This window comes from Bacillus sp. CH_70, assembly GCF_038007045.1.
GTDB lineage: Bacteria > Bacillota > Bacilli > Bacillales > Bacillaceae_G > Bacillus_A > Bacillus_A cereus.
Genome location: NZ_JBBOWL010000001.1, coordinates 1,499,910 through 1,518,467, shown reverse-complemented (window position 1 = coordinate 1,518,467; position 18,558 = coordinate 1,499,910). Strand labels below are relative to the sequence as shown.

The window sequence follows — 18,558 nt, the reverse complement described above, 5'->3', positions numbered from 1 at the left end:
ACAATCTCTTAAGAATATGTTTCTTCTTTCTGTACTTGCTCATTTACAAGCTCTTTCAGCAACTCTATAATTTCATCATTTTCTTCTTTCAAACCGACAGTAATACGAATACCATCATCGATACCAAATGCAGCACCAGAACGAACGATATATCCTTTTTTCATTAATCGTTCGAAAGCTTCATTACCTGGTATACCAAGTTTTAAGAAAATGAAATTTGTTTGAGATGGATAATAGAATACGTTATATTCTTTACAAAATGCATAATACTGATTTAGACCTTCAGCATTCTTTTTCACACAATCTTGTAAAAAGGCTTGATCTTCTAATGCAGCGAGTGCTACAGATTGCGCTACAGTTGATGTATTGAATGGTAACCTCACTACTTCTAGCTGTCCGATTAACTTCGCATCTCCAATCGCATATCCGATACGAAAAGCAGCTAAACCATATGCTTTTGAAAACGTGCGTAAAACCATAAGATTTTCATACTTTTCAAGAAGTGGCAATGTTTGCGGATAGTCTTCTGCTTCCGCGTATTCATAATATGCTTCGTCCATAATAACGAGAGCCGACTTAGGAACTGATTCTAAAAATGAAAGTAATTTTTGTTTCTCAACATATGTACCTGTCGGATTATTCGGATTACAAATCCATACAATTTTCGTTTTATCATCTACTTGCTCTAGCATTGCATCTAAATCGTGAATACCGTCTTTAAGTGATACTTCACGAACTTCTGCTCCTTCAATAACAGCATGGTGATGATATTGTGAAAACGTAGGATTCGCCATTACAACGTTTGTTCCTTCATGTAGTAACGCTCGGCTAATCATTTGAATGACTTCATCTAATCCACTACCAAATAGTAGTTGTTCTGCTTTTACACCTAAATGTTCCGCTACTTTTGTCCGAAGTTCAAAGGCATATCCATCTGGATAAAGGGCATATTGGCTCGCTAAAGAAGTTAATGCTTCTGTCACACGCGCTGAGCAACCGAATGGATTTTCGTTCGATGCTAATTTCACAATTTTCGATAATCCATATTCCCTTTTTACTTCTTCAATGTTTTTCCCAGGCACATACGCTCTCAAAGTTAACAATTGCTCTTTCACTCTCATTTTTCTTCCCCCAGTCATTTCATTCAATTTGATTACAATACAGTTATAGCCCCTTACTGTAATCTTTTATCATAACCGTCACTATTACGAGAATACCTCTAAATGAGCACTTCACAACACTTCGCTATCATTTTAAACCATATCTTTTTGAAATGCCTCTAACGCAATATGAACAGTCTCATCTGAAATAGATACGACATTCACTACCCCATATTCCTGCATAAGCACCATATGAATTGCTCCTGCATTTGCTTTCTTATCTTGTTTCATCAATTGAACGAGGCGCTCTACATTCAAATCTCTTGGCATTTTTGGATAGCCGTATTTCAAGAACCACTGCTTCATATCTTCATAAGCAAGATCAACCTTGTACACTTGCTCACTTAAAAATATGGCGAATAACATTCCAACCGCTACGCCGTCACCGTGAGTAATATTCCCATACCCTAGCTCTTTTTCAAGAGCATGTCCTAACGTATGTCCAAAGTTCAAATGGGCACGTACACCCTTCTCTGTTTCATCTTGTGACACAACATTTGCCTTTACAGGAATCGCCTTCGTTAATACATGGATTAACTTCTCATCACGAAGATCCGCTAATGTTTGCACTTCTTCTTTTAACCAATGATATAGCTCCACATCACCAATAAGAGCATGCTTTATCACCTCTGCATAACCTGAACGCCACTCTTTTTCAGGAAGAGACTGTAAAAACGGTGTATGATATACAACCGCTTCTGGCTGATGGAATGCACCAATCATATTTTTACCTAACGGATGATTAATCGCTACTTTCCCACCTACTGCGCTATCGTGCGCTAATAAAGTCGTCGGAACCTGCACAAAGCGAATACCCCGCATAAAAGATGCAGCAACAAAACCAGCTAAATCTCCAATCATTCCGCCTCCAAGTGCAAGAATTAAAGAATTTCTATCTAATTTATTTTCAAGAGCTGACGTATGAGCCGCATAGAAATTTTCGAAAGACTTCTCTTTTTCGCCACTTGGTACAACAAACGAAAACACGTCCTGCTCCACTTGTAATGCATCGATAACTGTCTGTAAATGCAGTGATGCAACAGCTTCATCTGAAATGATCATTACGTTAGATACAGCTGGCTGCATATTTTGAACGATCATTGTTAAGTTTGACAACGCTTCTTTACCAACATGTACATCATATTCTTTTGATTTCGTTTGAATATGTATGTTTCCCATTAAAATCCCCTCGCATATTCATTATGTTTCTCAATATTTTCACGAATTAGTTCCATACGATCTAATCCGAACTGTTCTATTAAAGCTGTTGCTAATTCCCAAGCCACAACCGCTTCTGCAACGACACTAGCTGCTGGCACTGCACAACTATCTGAACGTTCAATGCTCGCTGTAAAAGGCTCTTTCGTATCAACATCTACACTTTGAAGAGGTTTATAAAGTGTAGGTATCGGTTTCATCACACCGCGCACAACAATTGGCATTCCAGTCGTCATACCGCCTTCTAATCCACCTGCATTATTTGTTCTTCTTGTATATCCATGCTCCTCATTCCATAGAATTTCATCATGAACTTCACTTCCCGGTCTATGCGCTGCTTCAAAACCAATTCCAATCTCGACACCTTTAAAAGCATTAATACTCATAATTGCAGCTGCTAATTTCGCATCCAGTTTTCGATCATAATGCACGTAGCTACCTACTCCAATTGGCATTCCTTCCACAATTACTTCAACGATTCCACCAATTGAATCACCATTTGCTTTCGCATCATCGATCGCTTTCATCATTTGGTTACCAGCTTCGTCATCTAAGCAACGTACAGGAGATGCTTCTGTAATACTCTTTAATTCTTCAATTGAACTATACGTAACCTCCTTAGCTTGTACACCGCCAATTTCAATTACATGGCCCGCCACTTTAATACCAAGTTCTGCTAACACCTTTTTAGCAACCGCACCAGCAGCAACACGCACCGTCGTTTCGCGCGCTGACGAACGTTCCAGTACATTCCTCATATCTCTATGACCATATTTAATTGCACCATTTAAATCAGCATGCCCAGGCCTTGGTTTTGTCACTTTCCTTTTTATCTCTTTTTCTTCCTGCTCAGTTAAAGGCTCTGCCCCCATAATTTTTGTCCAATGGGCAAAATCACGATTTTCAACAACGAGTGCAATAGGGGAACCTAATGTTTCTCCATGTCTAACACCACTTAATATTTGCACTTGATCCGTTTCAATTTGCATGCGTCTACCACGCCCATATCCCTTTTGCCTTCTAGCTAACTCTTCGTTTATATCATCCGCTACTAAAGACAATCCTGCTGGAACACCTTCTATAATCGTTGTAAGTTGCGGACCATGAGATTCACCAGCTGTAATATATCGCATACGTTATTCCTCTTTTCGTATATGTATTTATCTCACTATATTAACTTTTATCATTCTAAAAATATTAAAGAAATTATATCATAAATCGACCATTTTCTTATTCTATATTTCCGATAGGCCTAATTTAAATATCAATATATCATAACAGCTCAAACTTCGTAACTAATTGAAAATAAAAAAAGTGCAAGAAGAATACCCCTATTCTCCTTGCACTTTTTACTATTATCACAGTGATTAAAGCGTTTACAAATTATTTCAAAATAATTAGTAAATCCATTCATTCATTAATTTTGAGTAGTCAACTAATTCTTCTTCTTTAAAGAAAATAGCAATCTCGCGCTCTGCGCTTTCTAAAGAATCAGAACCATGAATAATATTTTTCGCAACAGTTACACCGAAATCTCCACGAATTGTTCCAGGAGCTGCTTCATGTGGTCTTGTTTTCCCCATCATGTTACGCGCTGTATCTACTACACCTTCACCTTGCCATACCATTGCGAATGCAGGTCCAGATGTAATAAAGTCTACTAACTCACCAAAGAAAGGTTTTTCCTTATGCTCAGCGTAGTGTTGTCCAGCAATTTCCGGAGTGACTTGCATTAATTTTGCACCAACTAATTGAAATCCTTTTTTCTCAAAACGAGCTACAATTTCCCCAATGAAGGCACGTTGTACACCGTCTGGTTTTACCATTAGAAATGTTTTTTCCATAAAAAATCTCTCCACTTCTGAATTATGTATGTAATTGTATATCCCCACACACATATTATCACCCTTATCACAATTGTGCAATAGTTTTGAAATAGAGAGATTATTTTATTTTTTAGAATAAACATTAAAATTTTCGTTTTCCAATATACTTTGCAACATTTTGTAATGCATACTTTGCTTTTCCACGTGGGAGTGGTTTTATTATTTCTAAAGCTTTATGTAAATAACGTTCACTAAACGCAAATGCTTGATCAATTGCTGGACTATTTTTTACAGCATCAATAATTTCTTGCATTTCACTTGCTGTTGTATTTTCATGTACAGATGTGATTTTTTGACGAAGTACTGGATCTTCCATCGCATATAAAGCAGGGAGCGTTATGTTTCCTTGTAATAAATCTCCACCAGCAGGTTTTCCAAGTTTCTCTTCTGTGGAAACGAAGTCTAAAATGTCATCAATAATTTGATAAGACATTCCTACAAAATACCCATACCAAAATAGACGATTTACTGTATCACGATTAGCACCAGCAGCAATCGCTCCCAATTGACAACTCGCGGCAATTAATAATGCTGTTTTTCGCTTTATTCTTCTTAAATACGTTCTTAAATTTTGGTCATAATTGTATTTATCTTTAATTTGTTCAATTTCACCTTTACAGACTTCTAAAATAGTATGTGATAACGCTTGATGCGCCTCTGGGATTTCGATATTTGTTATACATTCAAGAGACTTAGCGAACAAATAGTCCCCTGTATACATCGCAATACGATCTCCCCATTTCGCATTCACAGTCGCACTGCCGCGTCGTAAAAATGCAGCATCAATAACATCATCGTGAACAAGAGAAGCCATATGAATAAGCTCTAACGCAACAGCAACATGCTTAATCGCATCTAACTTATAATCTCCAAATTTCCCTGCAAGCAACACAAATACAGGACGAATTCGCTTCCCACCAGCTTCAATAAGTTGTAATGCTGCCTCTTCTACTAATGGCTGTTCAGAAGCAACTGTCTTTTTTAATTCTTTTTCTATCACATTAATATCCGATCGTAAAAAAGAGTACATAAGTTGTAACTTCATATTGTTCACCTTAACCTAAAACTTCTTTTTTCTTTTTTCTATTTTGATTCTGGTTTAATACCTAAATGCATCGCTGCTACCCCAAAAGTAAATGGTTTCACTTGCACACGTTCAAGTCCAGCTTGCTCAAACATTTGGGCCAATTCTTTCATCCCTGGGAATGCACTAGCAGATTCTTGAAGCCATGAATATTCTTTATAACTTTTCGCAAACATCTTTCCAAATAACGGCATGATATATTTAAAGTATAAAATATACCCTTGTCGAAAACCAATCATTGTTGGTTGAGATGTTTCTAAACAGATTACTTTTCCACCTGGTTTTACTACACGCGTCATTTCTTTTAATACGTGCATATAATCCGGTACGTTACGTAAACCAAACCCAATTGTTACATAATCAAACGTATTATCTTCAAATGGAAGCTCCATTGCATTCCCATGTAGAAGTTCTACTTGTTTTAATTGTAACGCCTCTACCTTTTGCTTACCGACAGATAACATATTTTCACTGAAGTCTAAGCCAACAACCTTTCCTTGCTCACCTACCGCTCCAGCTAGCGCAATTGTCCAATCTGCGGTTCCGCAGCATACATCAAGCGCTTTACTGCCAGGTTGTACATCCATAATTCGCATCGTTTCTTTACGCCACGCTTTATGTCTTTGAAAACTAATTACAGAATTCATCACATCGTATTTATCAGAAATCTTTTCAAATACGTCATGTACTCTTTCTTCTTTTGATTGTTGCATGCTCGTACCTTCTTCCAATGTAAAATTGCTTATGTCTTCTATTTATCCCTTAACACAGAATTTATTTCATTTACGTCTGTGTGATTTTCTAAAAATTGTTTTTCTTTCTTTCTCAATTCCATCATCCAACCATTAATCACTACTTCTGCTTTATCCCCTAAAGCATCTTGCACCGCTTGAAAAACAGGTGAATGTTGTTTATCAGCATACAATTGAATTTCTTTTTGAAGGCGATTTCCACCTAATACGTATGTGATAAATGGCTTCCAATGTGATAAATGAAAATGATCACATGTTTTTTGAAGGAGCGCAGACTCAATCGTTACTACGCTTTTCATTATGTCATCCGTCGTTTCATGCGCTTTTTGGTATAACATAATTTTGTGTTCATTTATCTCTTTAATTCCTTCAGCAAGTGCACGAATTAAAACAATATCACGATTCATAGACAATAAATAATAATATAGTCCACTATAGTAATCGCCTGCAAGTACTGTTAATTGACGACATTTATGGAATTCAATCTCTTCCTCGCCTGCTTTATTTGATACCCTTTCATGCGTATCAAGCGCAATTTGTACAAGCATAATTGTTACTACGTAATGCTCAATTTGTTCTATATGTAAGTTTGCACTCTTTAAAGCACCATATAACAATGCTATCTTTTCTTCATCAATAAATGGTTCTTCAATATAGTTTATAAAATAAGGATGGCGTAATTTCTCCATCAATTTCTCTTTTATACCCGCATACCCTCCGTAGATGTCACACACAAAAAATCACCCTTGTTTTCTAATTCATAAAACTTATTATAACACATACACTCTATTTTCTATAACCAAAACTTGGCTACACCTACCATTCATGTAAGCAATCTTTCTAATCTCACTCTGTCTAGCTAAAACTATATCATTTATTTACTAAAAAAAAAAAAGAAAAGCAGTTTCCCGCTTTTCTTTACTTCGCTTTAATAAACGATAAAATTTCACTGCGCGCTGCAGCATCATTTTCAAGCACACCACGCACTGCTGTCGTTACTGTTTTCGCACCTGGTTTTTTCACACCACGCATCGTCATACACATATGTTCTGCTTCTACTACTACCATTACACCATGAGGCTCTAGTACTTCCATAATAGAGTTCGCTACTGTTGATGTAATACGTTCTTGCAGTTGTGGACGACGTGCAATTGTATCTACAGTACGAGCTAATTTACTTAACCCTGTCACCTTTCCACCTTGCGGAATATATGCAACGTGAGCAACTCCATAGAATGGAACTAAATGATGCTCACACATCGAATAAAATGGTATATCTTTTACTAGTACAAGCTCTTCGTGATCTTCTCCGAATACTTTATGCAAATGCTCTTTCGGATCTTCATGCATACCTGAGAACACTTCTGCGTACATTTTTGCAACACGCTTTGGCGTATCAAGTACTCCCTCACGATTTGGATCATCCCCAATCGCCTCTAAAATAAGGCGTACTGCATGTTCAATTTGTTCTAAATTAACTTTTGCCATCCGCTAGCCCTCCCGAAAACCTAAAAGTGATACGAACACATTCTAGCATATTTATGTTTTTAAAAGCAAAAAGAAGAGTTCCCAAAAAGGAAACTCTTCTTCCCTGTTAATATGTAAGGATTATTTAACCGCATCTTTTAACGCTTTACCAGGTTTGAATGCAGGTACTTTACTTGCAGCGATTTCAATCTCCTCACCTGTTTGTGGGTTACGACCTTTACGAGCCGCACGCTCACGAACTTCGAAGTTACCGAATCCGATCAGTTGTACTTTATCACCTTGTTTTAAAGCTTCTAAGATAGAATCAAAAACAGCGTCTACTGCTTTTGTTGCGTCCTTTTTAGAAAGGGAACTTGCTTCTGCAACAGCATTGATTAAATCTGTCTTGTTCATGCCATTCACCTCCTCCCAAAGATAAGACTGTATAATGATCATAAAATGAGTCTTACTTTCATTTGTAGGCAATTTTTACAAATTCTATACTACAAAGATGTAGATAAATCATTATCAACGCCTATATTATACGATTCTCCTTTATAATTCAATATTTTTAAGGAAATTGTTACTCTGAAAATGTGAAAATCTGATGAAACTTGACAATTTACAACAATGTATTAGATAATGACTGTTTATTTTTCTATTTTATAATCGGAAAAACAAAAAATCCCTCTACAGTGAGAGGGATTTTTCTTATAGTATAATCGCAATTAATCCGCCAGATCCTTCATTAATAATTCTTTCTAGCGTTTCTTTTAATTTATATCTAGCATTTTCTGGCATTAAAGATAATTTCGCCTGAATTCCTTCTCGAACAATCGAGCTAAGCGAACGTCCAAATATATCAGAATTCCAAATTGATAACGGGTCATCTTCAAAATCTTGCATTAAATAACGAACTAATTCTTCACTTTGCTTTTCAGTACCAATGATCGGCTCAAACGTTGACTCTACATCTACTTTAATCATATGAATAGATGGCGCTACCGCTTTTAACTTCACACCAAACCTTGAACCATGACGAATAATTTCTGGCTCATCTAAGCTCATATCCGCTAGCGCAGGGGCTGCTACACCATATCCTGTTTGCTTAACCATACGCAATGCATCTGCCACTTGGTCGTATTCTATTTTCGCATGAGATAAATCGAGCATAAGCTTCAATAAATGATCTTTCCCTCGAATTTCTACTCCTACTACTTCTTTTAAAATCTGATCATATAATTCATCTGGCGCATATAAATCAATCTCCGCCACACCTTGCCCCATATCAATGCCAGCTAGGCTCGCTCGATCAATAAATTCATATTGACTAAACTGCCAAACAACGCGATCCACATCACGAAGACGTTTTATATCCTTCACAGTTTCTTGAACTGCTTCTTGATAACTTTGACGCAACCAATGCCCTTCATTTAGCACCATTACCCAGCTCGGAAGGTTCACATTCACTTCTAATACAGGGAATTCAAATAGCGCTTCACGAAGTACATTATATACATCTGTTTCTCTTAAACTCTCCACACTCATTGCAATAACCGGGATATCATATTCTTCTGATAAACTTTGGCGTAATTGCTCTGTATCTGGATGATACGGCTGTACCGTATTAATTATCATAATGAAAGGTTTTCCTACTTCTTTCAACTCATTTACAACGCGTTCTTCTGCCTCTATATAATCTCTTCTTGGAATTTCACCAATTGTTCCATCTGTTGTAATTACAACACCAATTGTTGAATGTTCTTGAATTACTTTACGCGTGCCGATTTCTGCAGCTTCATGAAATGGAATAGGTTCTTCATACCAAGGGGTATTAATCATGCGCGGGCCATTCTCATCTTCATAGCCCTTCGCTCCTGGAACCGTATATCCAACACAATCTACTAATCGAATGTTCACTTCAAGTCCTTCATCTACTTCGATAGAAACCGCTTGGTTTGGAACAAACTTCGGTTCCGTCGTCATAATTGTACGACCAGCAGCACTTTGAGGCAATTCATCCTGCGCTCTTTGACGGTCAGACTCATTCTCAATATTTGGAATAACTACAAGTTCCATAAATTTTTTAATGAATGTTGATTTCCCTGTTCGAACAGCTCCTACAACTCCAAAATAAATATCACCGCCTGTTCGTTCTGCAATATCTTTAAAAATATCTACCTTTTCCAAGTGATTCCCTCCCTCAAAATTTTTGGGAATAATTCCGCGTTTATAGTCAACTAATACCTTCTCTAACGTTGCCTATAATATCTGATATAATATAATGGTATTCTAGAAGTTCGGACAATATATCATATAATTTTGTCCAATTTCATATGACTATTAAAAAATATCTTTTGTTTGCATCGTAAGTTGTATAACATAAAAAACCTTTCTTCTAGAACTTATTCACTAAAAGAAAGGTTCATGACTTATGATTTTAAAAAAATTGGTTCTCCGTTCTTTACTGTGTACGGTAAAGAATAAGCTGGTACAAACGGGGAACCTTTCGAAAGTATATTTCGAATATCTTCTCCCTCCGTAAACTGCCCTTCATTTTTTTTCAAAGCGTCATATAAGTCGATTCTATAATCAACAAAAACTTCTCCTTTTTCATTAATTACAAAAGGAAGCCCTTTACCAGAATATGGACTTGTCACTTGTGGCACATCTTTATATCCTAGTTTTTTGAAATCCAATTCATATACACCATCTGAAATTACTTTTTTAAAAGGTGGATATTGATGTTCATCACGATACATCCTAAGTTTTAAAGATAATTCCTGAATTTGTTCAGCCATCCTAACATCAATTAACTTTACTGTTGGATTTGTTTCAACGTCTATTAATACGTATTGATATACTCCTCCACTTTCATATGCATTCCCTGGCGCTTCTTGTATGTAACGCGGAGCAATCTGTTGAAAATCGATTGGATACTTTTGATAAATAGGTGTACTCATATCCCTCGTCTTAATTGGCAATATCCCATCATTTTGCTCCTTAAATGTGACAACAGCTTTTTGAACAACCTGTAGCTGATCTTCATAAGGAACCGCATTTTGCTTCATATTTTCTTTCGGATACAGACACCCCGTTAAAAGGCTCATACAACAAAATATTAAAATAATATGGACTTTTTTCACTAGCATCACCTTTTCATACTAATATAACTTGCTCCGTATGTAGTATTTTCGAGACCATTCCATTTACTGCTGTACAGGTCCACTAAATACAACAAGAAAAATAACAATTCCTGACACAACCATAAGGGTGTACGCTACTAACGCTGTAATCCCTTTCAAAAATTTATTCTTTATTTTATGTCTACTTAATAAAATAAAACTTACTGCAAAAAACATAAATCCAATTGCCCCTAAAGCCAACCACATTTTCATAAGCCCTTCTGACATATACACACCCCTTTTTATTAATCTATTTTTATACTATTTTAACAAATTAAAATCTTTAAACAAATACAAAAAGAACATTTTACTACAAATCGCAAATATGTAACTTTAATCAATAGGTTTTTCAGCATCTTCCACCAATCTAGATAAAAATAAAACCGAAGCGATTATATCTCTCGCTTCGGTTGACCAAATATGCCCAAAAACAGCTCTATTCCCATTCTTTCATGGCTATCATATGCAATCTACAAACTCTTTGTTTCTCATAATTTATTTTTTAAACATTTTGCTTAACGAGCCAAAATCCGCTGGCATATTATTATTAATAATCGCTTTTACAATTTGATCCTCTTGCTCTTTCGGCACTTCACGTCCCGCCATAAGAGCCACTTGATGAATCAATTGACGAAGTACAGTTTCATCACGTAAATTCGCATTTTGCACGGATGATGCTAATTTAAAAATATCCTCTTTATTTACTTTCGCTTCCTTCTCAATATTATTAAAAATGTTATTATCCATTCTTTTCACCCTCTCCTCAAGTTACTCTTCATCCTATGCAAAAATAAATAAATGGTGAAAAGACCCATAAAATAAAAAAGCGACAGAAGTACAAATGTACTTCTGTCGCTTTTCTTTACAGTAAGTCAGGTATAGCTTCCACTTCATGTTTTCGAACACGTCCCATTAATGAGCCTACCGCATCTTTTACGTTATTCCCATTGAACAGCACGTCATATAAAGCAGCTGTAATCGGCATTTCAACTTCCATTTTCTCTGCCAATTCATGAGCAGCTTTCGTTGTTCTTACACCTTCCACAACCATACCCATGCTTTCTAACACTTCTTCTAAAGAATGTCCTTTTCCAAGCATATTTCCAGCGCGCCAATTTCGGCTATGAACACTTGTACAAGTTACAATTAAGTCTCCCATACCAGTTAGACCAGCAAACGTTAACGGATTCCCGCCCATTTTTCTTCCTAAACGAGCAATCTCTGTTAAACCACGTGTCATCAATGCCGCTTTTGCATTATCACCTAATCCAAGACCATCAGTTATACCAGCAGCTAATGCGATAATATTTTTTAACGCACCACCAAGTTCAACTCCAACGATATCTGGATTTGTGTATACACGGAAATAACTATTCATAAATAAATCTTGTACTTCCTCAGCCGCTTCCATACGCTTTGCTGCAGACGTAACTGTTGTCGCTTGTCGTAAACCAACTTCTTCAGCATGACTCGGTCCAGACAATACAACAACATCTTTAATTAAGTTCTCTGGAATTTCTTCCTCGATTACTTCCGAAATACGTTTTGACGTACCAGGTTCAATCCCTTTACTCGCATGAATCCAAGTAATCGGTTCTGTAACAATTTCTTTCATCTCTTGTAATACATCTCTGTACGCTTTCGTCGGTACTACTAGCAGTACTGTATTTACATCTACTAATGCTTCTTCTAAAGAAGAGTAGGCTACGATTGTGCTTGGCAATGTAATGCCTGGGAGATATCGACTATTCTCATGTTTCGTATTCATTTCATCCATAAGTTCTGAGCGATTTCCCCAAATACGTACATCATGTCCATTGTCAGCTAATACCATCGCTAACGCTGTTCCCCAGCTACCTGCTCCTACTACTGTGATTTTTGTCATAAAATCACATCCTCTCCATTAGTCTCTTGCTCGAGCAATAATGTGAATCGGCGTTCCTACAAAACCGAACGCTTCACGTAAACGATTCTTTAAGAAGCGCTCATATGAAAAGTGCATTAATTCTGTATCGTTTACAAACACAACAAATGTCGGTGGTTTTACCGCAACCTGTGTCGCATAGAAGATTTTCAGACGGCTACCATTATGAGTCGGTGTTGGATTCATCGCTACCGCATCCATAATTACATCGTTTAATACGTTTGTTTGTACACGGATACTATGGCTTTCATTTACCTCATTGATAACCGGTAATAACGTTTGTGTACGTTTTTTCGTTTTTGCAGATAAGAATACAATCGGTGCATAATCCAAGAATTGGAAATGAGCACGAATGTTTTCTTCAAATGCTTTCATTGTTTTTTCATCTTTTTTCACTGCATCCCATTTGTTTACAACGATAATAACAGCTCGTCCTGAATCATGAGCATATCCAGCGATTTTTTTATCTTGCTCAATAATTCCTTCTTCTCCGTCTAAAACAACTAAAACAACGTCAGAACGTTCAATCGCTCTAAGTGCACGAAGTACACTATACTTTTCTGTACTTTCATATACTTTTCCTTTTTTACGCATACCAGCTGTATCGATGATTACATAATCTTGATCATCTTTACTATATGGTGTATCGACAGCATCACGCGTCGTTCCTGCGATATTACTTACAATTACACGTTCTTGACCAAGAAGTGCATTTACAAGCGATGATTTCCCTACGTTTGGACGTCCAATTAAAGAGAAACGGATTGTTTCATCGTCATACGCTTCTTCTTCAATCTTTGGAAAATGATTTGCAGCTTCATCTAACAAATCACCAAGTCCTAAACCGTGTGTACCTGAAATCGGGAATGGCTCGCCAAATCCTAATGAATAAAAATCATAAATATCACTACGCATTTCTGGATTATCAACTTTATTTACCGCAAGTACAATTGGTTTTTTAGAACGATACAAAATTTTAGCAACTTCTTCATCCGCTGCAGTTACACCATCGCGACCATTCGTCATAAAAATGATAACATCTGCTTCATCAATCGCAACTTCCGCCTGTTGACGAATTTGTGTCAAGAACGGCTCGTCTCCAATATCAATTCCACCTGTATCAATAATGTTAAACTCATGATTTAACCATTCTCCCGCACTATAAATACGGTCTCGAGTTATACCTGGGATATCTTCTACGATTGAAACTCTTTCTCCAACTATTCTATTGAAAATAGTAGATTTTCCTACGTTCGGGCGGCCTACTATTGCTATTACTGGTTTCGGCATATACTTTCATCCTTTCAACTTGCTTCTGTTTATTATGTAAAAAACCCTTCTTTGTGCAAGAAGGGATTTGCATTCCAGAATATTTCTCAACGTATCAAAACACCTCACATTATAACACACGTTCCTAATGTTTCACAATAATATATACATTCTCTTGTAAGCGATGCGCAATACCATCTAAAATTGCCTCTAAATTATTTGCAACAAATTCTAGTTCCTCCATCGACTCACAAACAAATAAAGGAGCACCACCTGCAAATTTTTCTGGCGCTGTTGTAATAACTGCCAGGATAACGCTTTCTAACATCATCTCTTATCTCCCCTTCCTTTCGGGGCTTCCGATGACATATGGACAGCACTTTCTAACGTTGGTACATTTCCTATGACACTTATCGCTTTCTCTGCATCTTGATCTTGCGGTAAGACAAAAATCCCAACCCTGCCATCCTCTAAATCACGCTTTGCTAACGGTACAAGCGCTGGTGTACCAGAATCTCTATAAATGCCTAACGCCACCGAAACATCGTGTAAAATAGCTTGCCGTTGCCCTAAATTTGAGATTGTCACCATCGCATCAATTGATTTCGGTTTTAATATAAACCCCATGCCATATTTCATAATCTCTTCTTGCCTCACCGGCAATCCAATATTCATAATATAAATATTATCGATATAAAGCCCTGCTCCTTCAAAACGCAGCGGAACATGCTCAATATCTACAAGGTCATGGAGTCTTCTACCAGACATTAATTTTTTCGCAATAAAAAATGCGATTATAGCCATAATTACTCCAGCAATCCATGAACGGAACCCTATATACGCAAACGTCGTTGCAAACGACGTTAACATCGCCAAATAGTTGCGACTTTCAAAAACCAATGCAATCCCTTCAATGTACGTATTTCCACGCGGTACGAGCTCATATCCATCTAATTGTTGAAGTGTATTTCTTTCCATATTACGTACATCACGAAATTGTGTCGCTGCTAACGTAAGAAATGTAATGGCAGAAAAATCTTTTTTCAAAATAGATGGGATTGCAATCGCTCCTAAAGCTGCTGCAATTAACCCCATTGCAATATGAATAATCTTTCCATGTAGCCTCGTCGGATATTGCCGTGTATCCGTCCGAAGCATTAACACCCTTGTAACTGTCCCCGCTATTACGCCGCATAAAATGGCTGGTGTATATTCAGTCATGTATTACCCTCGCCTTTCTTTTACGTGTTTTTCTCTTAAACTGTTCCATGTATACTGATGCTTTTGCAATCCAAAACAATACTGCCATGAATAATGTAGAAACGGCGACGATATCAAAAAATGCTAAACTACCGTAATCATATGGAAAATTCAATTTCCGAAAAATAAATGTCACTAGCAACTCTCCTTGTAACATCCCTACATATAGGGAACATAATCGTAATATGCGATCCCCATGCAATAACACCGATGCATACACAAGAGCACTACTTAGCAGAAACACTCTATCCACCACAATCCAAATCGGATCATATATCTCTAACAGATGAAAACTTGTATATAACATCGCAATAATAAGTGCCGAAAGTAAGCTATATAATTTTTTCCAAACAGAATACAGCGCGATCCCTATAAAAGAAATAATACAAAGTAAAAGAGCATTTACTGATACCATGAATGAGGCGATCGTTACATGTAACGGAGAGCAAATTATAAAAATCAATATACAAGCGCCTAACTTCCACCGAATATGGTCCTTTTTCATAAAAAAGGTTACGACAACCCACCCTATCCAAGCTATAAAATAAAAAGTACTTCCATCCATCTACTTCACCTCCTATGTTTTCCATTATGGGAATTTTTTATGAAAGTTAATCCACTTTATTTACGCATAGTTTTTTCTTATAACAGCAACACTTTTAACAAGGAGGTGTTATTCATTATGGGTAAAGATCGCCAAGAACGAAAACTACGAGAATCACGCCGCGTTGAATCTGATCGTGATCAATCACTACAATATCCAGGTGCAACTGGACTTGATACACCAGAGCAGGCTCGAAAACAAAACCAGCACTAATGAATACAAAAAGACGGTTTCGATATTGTACGAAACCGTCTTTTACATAATCATTTTAATGATTTTTATTTATATTGAAATAATATTTTGTGTACTATATCCTCCTATCACTTTTTTTACCTCCACCTATTTCCTTTAGAAAATCAAGCCCCCTCCAAAACTCTAGTAACTAATCATCTTCATTTTTTAACCTTTTTTCAATTACAATTTTTATAAAATACCAATTCCATTTTATATTACGAGAAAGAAAACAAAACAAAAAAATCAACCGAACGGTTGATTTTTTATCTCCTACTATAATGCGCAGTATCAATACCACGCTGCATTAACCAATGATATGTTTCACCTTTTACAACAAGAGGTACAGATTGCAACTCTTCTATCGTCTTCGCACCAAGAGCTGTCATAATAAATTTCAAATCTGTATGTAGAAGCTCAATTTCATCCACTAATTTCTCGATACCATCTTGCATTAAAATACGTAAAAAGTAACCAGCAAACGCAGTTGTATTCGCCCCTAATGCGATTGCTTTCGCTACGTCAAGCGCTGTCTGTATACCCCCTGATGCAATAAAAGAGAGGTTATTATTTGTAGAGGTTGCTTCAATAATCGAGGTTGCTGTTTGTATGCCCCAGTTATTAAAATAAGAAAGCATTCGCTGTCTTCTTTCATTTTCAACAGCAGCAAAATTCGTACCACCTTGCCCACCAATATCAATTGCCGTTACACCTACGTTCGCTAACTGTTGCATTGTTTCCTTGCTCATCCCAAATCCAACTTCTTTTACAATGACAGGAACTTTACTATTTAAAACAATTTTCTCTATGCGCTGAAGTACACCAGTAAAGTCACGGTCTCCTTCTGGCATCGTTAACTCTTGTATGACATTTAAATGAATTTGCAATGCATTCGCTTCAATCATATCAACGGCACGCTCTGCCTGCTCGATAGTTGCCTCACTACCTAAATTAGCAAAGAAAATACCATTCGGGTTTACCTTTCTAATCACCTTATAAGAAGCAGCCTCACTTTCATCTTTTAACGCCGCCATTTGCGACCCTACAGCCATAGCAAGGTTATGCTGTTTCGCTACATATGCTAATTGCTCATTAATATGTAACGTTTTCTCTCCTCCACCACCAGTCATCGCATTGATAAAAATCGGCGAACTTAGTGAAAGTTCGCCGATTTTTGTTTCACATGTTATTGTGTCATAATTTGAATTTGGCAAGCTTTGATGCACAAAATCAATATCATGAAAGCCATGCGTACGAGACTGACCAGTAGAAAGAGCGTATTCAATATGATCTAATTTACGTTTTGCCCTTACCACTTGTACCCCTCATTATTTCTTTAATTTTTTCAGTTGTTCACCAATAATATCACTTAATTGGAAAGTAGCAGAATCAGCATTTGGCTCATACTGACTATAATCTTCAATTACATTATTTTCCTCAAGCGCTTCTTTTATACTTAAAGAAATACGTTTCTCTGCTACGTGAACTTCAAGTACTTTCACTTTTACTTCTTGTCCCATTTCCAATACTTCATTCGGGTTTTTCACGTGACGATTTGCAATTTGAGATACGTGTACAAGTCCTTCAACGCCAGGTAAAATCTCAACGAATGCACCAAATGTAACAAGGCGTTTTACTACTCCCTTACGAATATCTCCAGCTTTTATTTCGCCAGCAACGTTTTCCCAAGGTCCTGGTTGAGCCGCTTTAATTGATAAAGAAATACGTTGTGTATCAGCATCAACAGATAACACCTTTACCTTAACCTTTTGACCTTGCTCTAATACTTCAGAAGGTTGCTCTACACGTTCGTGTGAAATTTGTGAAATGTGAACTAAACCGTCCACGCCACCAACGTTAACGAAAGCACCAAAGTCAGTTAATCGTTGCACTGTTCCTTCAACAACGTCACCTTCTTTTAATGAAGAAATTGCTTCTTTTTTCTTAGAATCTAGTTCTAATTCTACTACCGCTTTATGCGAAAGGATTACACGATTTTTTTCACGGTCTAATTCAACAATTTTCACCGCTAATGTTTTACCTTTATAGTCAGTAAAGTCTTCTACATAATGTACTTCTACAAGTGAAGCTGGAATAAAACCGCGAACACCAAGGTCCACAACTAATCCGCCATTCACAATATCTTTTACAGTAACATCAAATACATGACCAGAAGTAAATTTCTCTTGTAATTCTACCCATGCTTTTTCTGCATCAACAGCACGTTTAGATAAGACAAGATCATCTTCTTCTAATTTAATAATTTTCAACTCTAGTGTTTGATCTAATTCTACAACATCGCTTGCTTTTTCAATATGAACGTTAGCTAATTCACTAATTGGAATTACGCCATCTGTTTTGTATCCAACATTTACAAGCACTTGTTTCTCTTCAACTTTCGTTACAGAACCTGTAACAACGTCACCAACTTGTAATTCTTTTGAATCCATAACTTCTTCATTCATTTTCTCTACCATGGAAATACCTCCCTACAGAATTGACAAAGCATTTTTTTATG

General features: G+C 36.8%; 21 protein-coding genes. 1 reads left to right on the top strand and 20 read right to left on the bottom strand.

The genetic code is table 11. From position 1 onward, the window contains the following. Positions 1-8: 8 nt before the first annotated feature. From hisC to N2V79_RS07755, 18 genes are all read right to left on the bottom strand, one after another. Complete coding sequence (gene hisC, locus N2V79_RS07840; RefSeq protein ID WP_340719760.1) at positions 9-1,121, bottom strand: histidinol-phosphate transaminase; 1,113 nt, start codon at positions 1,119-1,121, stop codon at positions 9-11. A gap of 132 nt (positions 1,122-1,253) precedes the next feature. Beyond that, positions 1,254-2,339: a 3-dehydroquinate synthase gene (gene aroB / locus N2V79_RS07835; protein WP_327905225.1), complete on the bottom strand. Its 1,086-nt coding sequence runs from the start codon at positions 2,337-2,339 to the stop codon at positions 1,254-1,256. Next, positions 2,339-3,511: a chorismate synthase gene (gene aroC / locus N2V79_RS07830; RefSeq protein ID WP_340719759.1), complete on the bottom strand. Its 1,173-nt coding sequence runs from the start codon at positions 3,509-3,511 to the stop codon at positions 2,339-2,341. The genes aroB and aroC overlap by 1 nt, the downstream gene beginning before the upstream one ends. A 264-nt stretch (positions 3,512-3,775) precedes the next feature. Then, the gene (gene ndk / locus N2V79_RS07825) at positions 3,776-4,222 is read right to left on the bottom strand and encodes a nucleoside-diphosphate kinase (RefSeq protein ID WP_340719758.1); all 447 of its coding nucleotides are present in this window, start codon (positions 4,220-4,222) and stop codon (positions 3,776-3,778) included. Between the two features lie 124 nt (positions 4,223-4,346). Further along, on the bottom strand, positions 4,347-5,309 hold the full coding sequence (gene hepT, locus N2V79_RS07820; RefSeq protein WP_000776079.1) for a heptaprenyl diphosphate synthase component II: 963 nt from the start codon (positions 5,307-5,309) through the stop codon (positions 4,347-4,349). A 38-nt stretch (positions 5,310-5,347) separates the two neighbouring features. Beyond that, on the bottom strand, positions 5,348-6,061 hold the full coding sequence (gene menG / locus N2V79_RS07815; protein ID WP_001187668.1) for a 2-heptaprenyl-1,4-naphthoquinone methyltransferase: 714 nt from the start codon (positions 6,059-6,061) through the stop codon (positions 5,348-5,350). 38 nt (positions 6,062-6,099) lie between these two features. Then, on the bottom strand, positions 6,100-6,834 hold the full coding sequence (locus tag N2V79_RS07810) for a heptaprenyl diphosphate synthase component 1 (protein ID WP_053564889.1): 735 nt from the start codon (positions 6,832-6,834) through the stop codon (positions 6,100-6,102). 184 nt (positions 6,835-7,018) lie between these two features. Next, positions 7,019-7,588, bottom strand: a complete 570-nt coding sequence (gene folE, locus N2V79_RS07805) for a GTP cyclohydrolase I FolE (RefSeq protein ID WP_001151481.1) — start codon at positions 7,586-7,588, stop codon at positions 7,019-7,021. 120 nt (positions 7,589-7,708) lie between these two features. Next, positions 7,709-7,981 (bottom strand): HU family DNA-binding protein, encoded by a 273-nt coding sequence (locus tag N2V79_RS07800; RefSeq protein ID WP_001043860.1) that lies wholly within the window; start codon positions 7,979-7,981, stop codon positions 7,709-7,711. A gap of 297 nt (positions 7,982-8,278) precedes the next feature. Then, on the bottom strand, positions 8,279-9,757 hold the full coding sequence (gene spoIVA / locus N2V79_RS07795; RefSeq protein ID WP_000416519.1) for a stage IV sporulation protein A: 1,479 nt from the start codon (positions 9,755-9,757) through the stop codon (positions 8,279-8,281). A gap of 242 nt (positions 9,758-9,999) precedes the next feature. Then, positions 10,000-10,713 (bottom strand): hypothetical protein, encoded by a 714-nt coding sequence (locus N2V79_RS07790; RefSeq protein WP_000755480.1) that lies wholly within the window; start codon positions 10,711-10,713, stop codon positions 10,000-10,002. 63 nt (positions 10,714-10,776) lie between these two features. Continuing rightward, entirely contained in the window at positions 10,777-10,980 is a 204-nt protein-coding gene (locus tag N2V79_RS07785) for a DUF2768 domain-containing protein (RefSeq protein ID WP_001289005.1), read from the bottom strand. Between the two features lie 267 nt (positions 10,981-11,247). After that, a complete protein-coding gene (locus N2V79_RS07780) occupies positions 11,248-11,499 on the bottom strand; it encodes a stage VI sporulation protein F (protein ID WP_000369753.1) in 252 nt (83 codons plus the stop codon). 115 nt (positions 11,500-11,614) lie between these two features. After that, on the bottom strand, positions 11,615-12,637 hold the full coding sequence (locus tag N2V79_RS07775; RefSeq protein WP_000161783.1) for an NAD(P)H-dependent glycerol-3-phosphate dehydrogenase: 1,023 nt from the start codon (positions 12,635-12,637) through the stop codon (positions 11,615-11,617). 18 nt (positions 12,638-12,655) lie between these two features. After that, complete coding sequence (der, locus tag N2V79_RS07770) at positions 12,656-13,966, bottom strand: ribosome biogenesis GTPase Der (RefSeq protein ID WP_001125890.1); 1,311 nt, start codon at positions 13,964-13,966, stop codon at positions 12,656-12,658. A 124-nt stretch (positions 13,967-14,090) separates the two neighbouring features. Further along, the gene (locus N2V79_RS07765) at positions 14,091-14,276 is read right to left on the bottom strand and encodes a capping complex subunit for YIEGIA (protein WP_000979048.1); all 186 of its coding nucleotides are present in this window, start codon (positions 14,274-14,276) and stop codon (positions 14,091-14,093) included. Continuing rightward, positions 14,273-15,166 (bottom strand): YIEGIA family protein, encoded by an 894-nt coding sequence (locus N2V79_RS07760; protein ID WP_000141599.1) that lies wholly within the window; start codon positions 15,164-15,166, stop codon positions 14,273-14,275. Before N2V79_RS07760 ends, N2V79_RS07765 begins: the two co-directional genes overlap by 4 nt. Continuing rightward, positions 15,159-15,770 (bottom strand): YphA family membrane protein, encoded by a 612-nt coding sequence (locus N2V79_RS07755; protein ID WP_002093921.1) that lies wholly within the window; start codon positions 15,768-15,770, stop codon positions 15,159-15,161. The genes N2V79_RS07760 and N2V79_RS07755 overlap by 8 nt, the downstream gene beginning before the upstream one ends. A gap of 117 nt (positions 15,771-15,887) precedes the next feature. Here N2V79_RS07755 and N2V79_RS07750 point away from each other — a divergent pair, with 117 nt between their 5' ends. Next, on the top strand, positions 15,888-16,022 hold the full coding sequence (locus N2V79_RS07750; RefSeq protein ID WP_000513900.1) for a YpzI family protein: 135 nt from the start codon (positions 15,888-15,890) through the stop codon (positions 16,020-16,022). A gap of 284 nt (positions 16,023-16,306) precedes the next feature. On the opposite strand, the gene N2V79_RS07745 is transcribed toward N2V79_RS07750, so the two are convergent. Both N2V79_RS07745 and rpsA read right to left on the bottom strand, forming a co-directional pair. Then, a complete protein-coding gene (locus tag N2V79_RS07745; protein WP_000251041.1) occupies positions 16,307-17,356 on the bottom strand; it encodes a type 2 isopentenyl-diphosphate Delta-isomerase in 1,050 nt (349 codons plus the stop codon). A 12-nt stretch (positions 17,357-17,368) separates the two neighbouring features. Further along, entirely contained in the window at positions 17,369-18,517 is a 1,149-nt protein-coding gene (gene rpsA / locus N2V79_RS07740; RefSeq protein WP_340719757.1) for a 30S ribosomal protein S1, read from the bottom strand. Positions 18,518-18,558 lie beyond the last annotated feature (41 nt).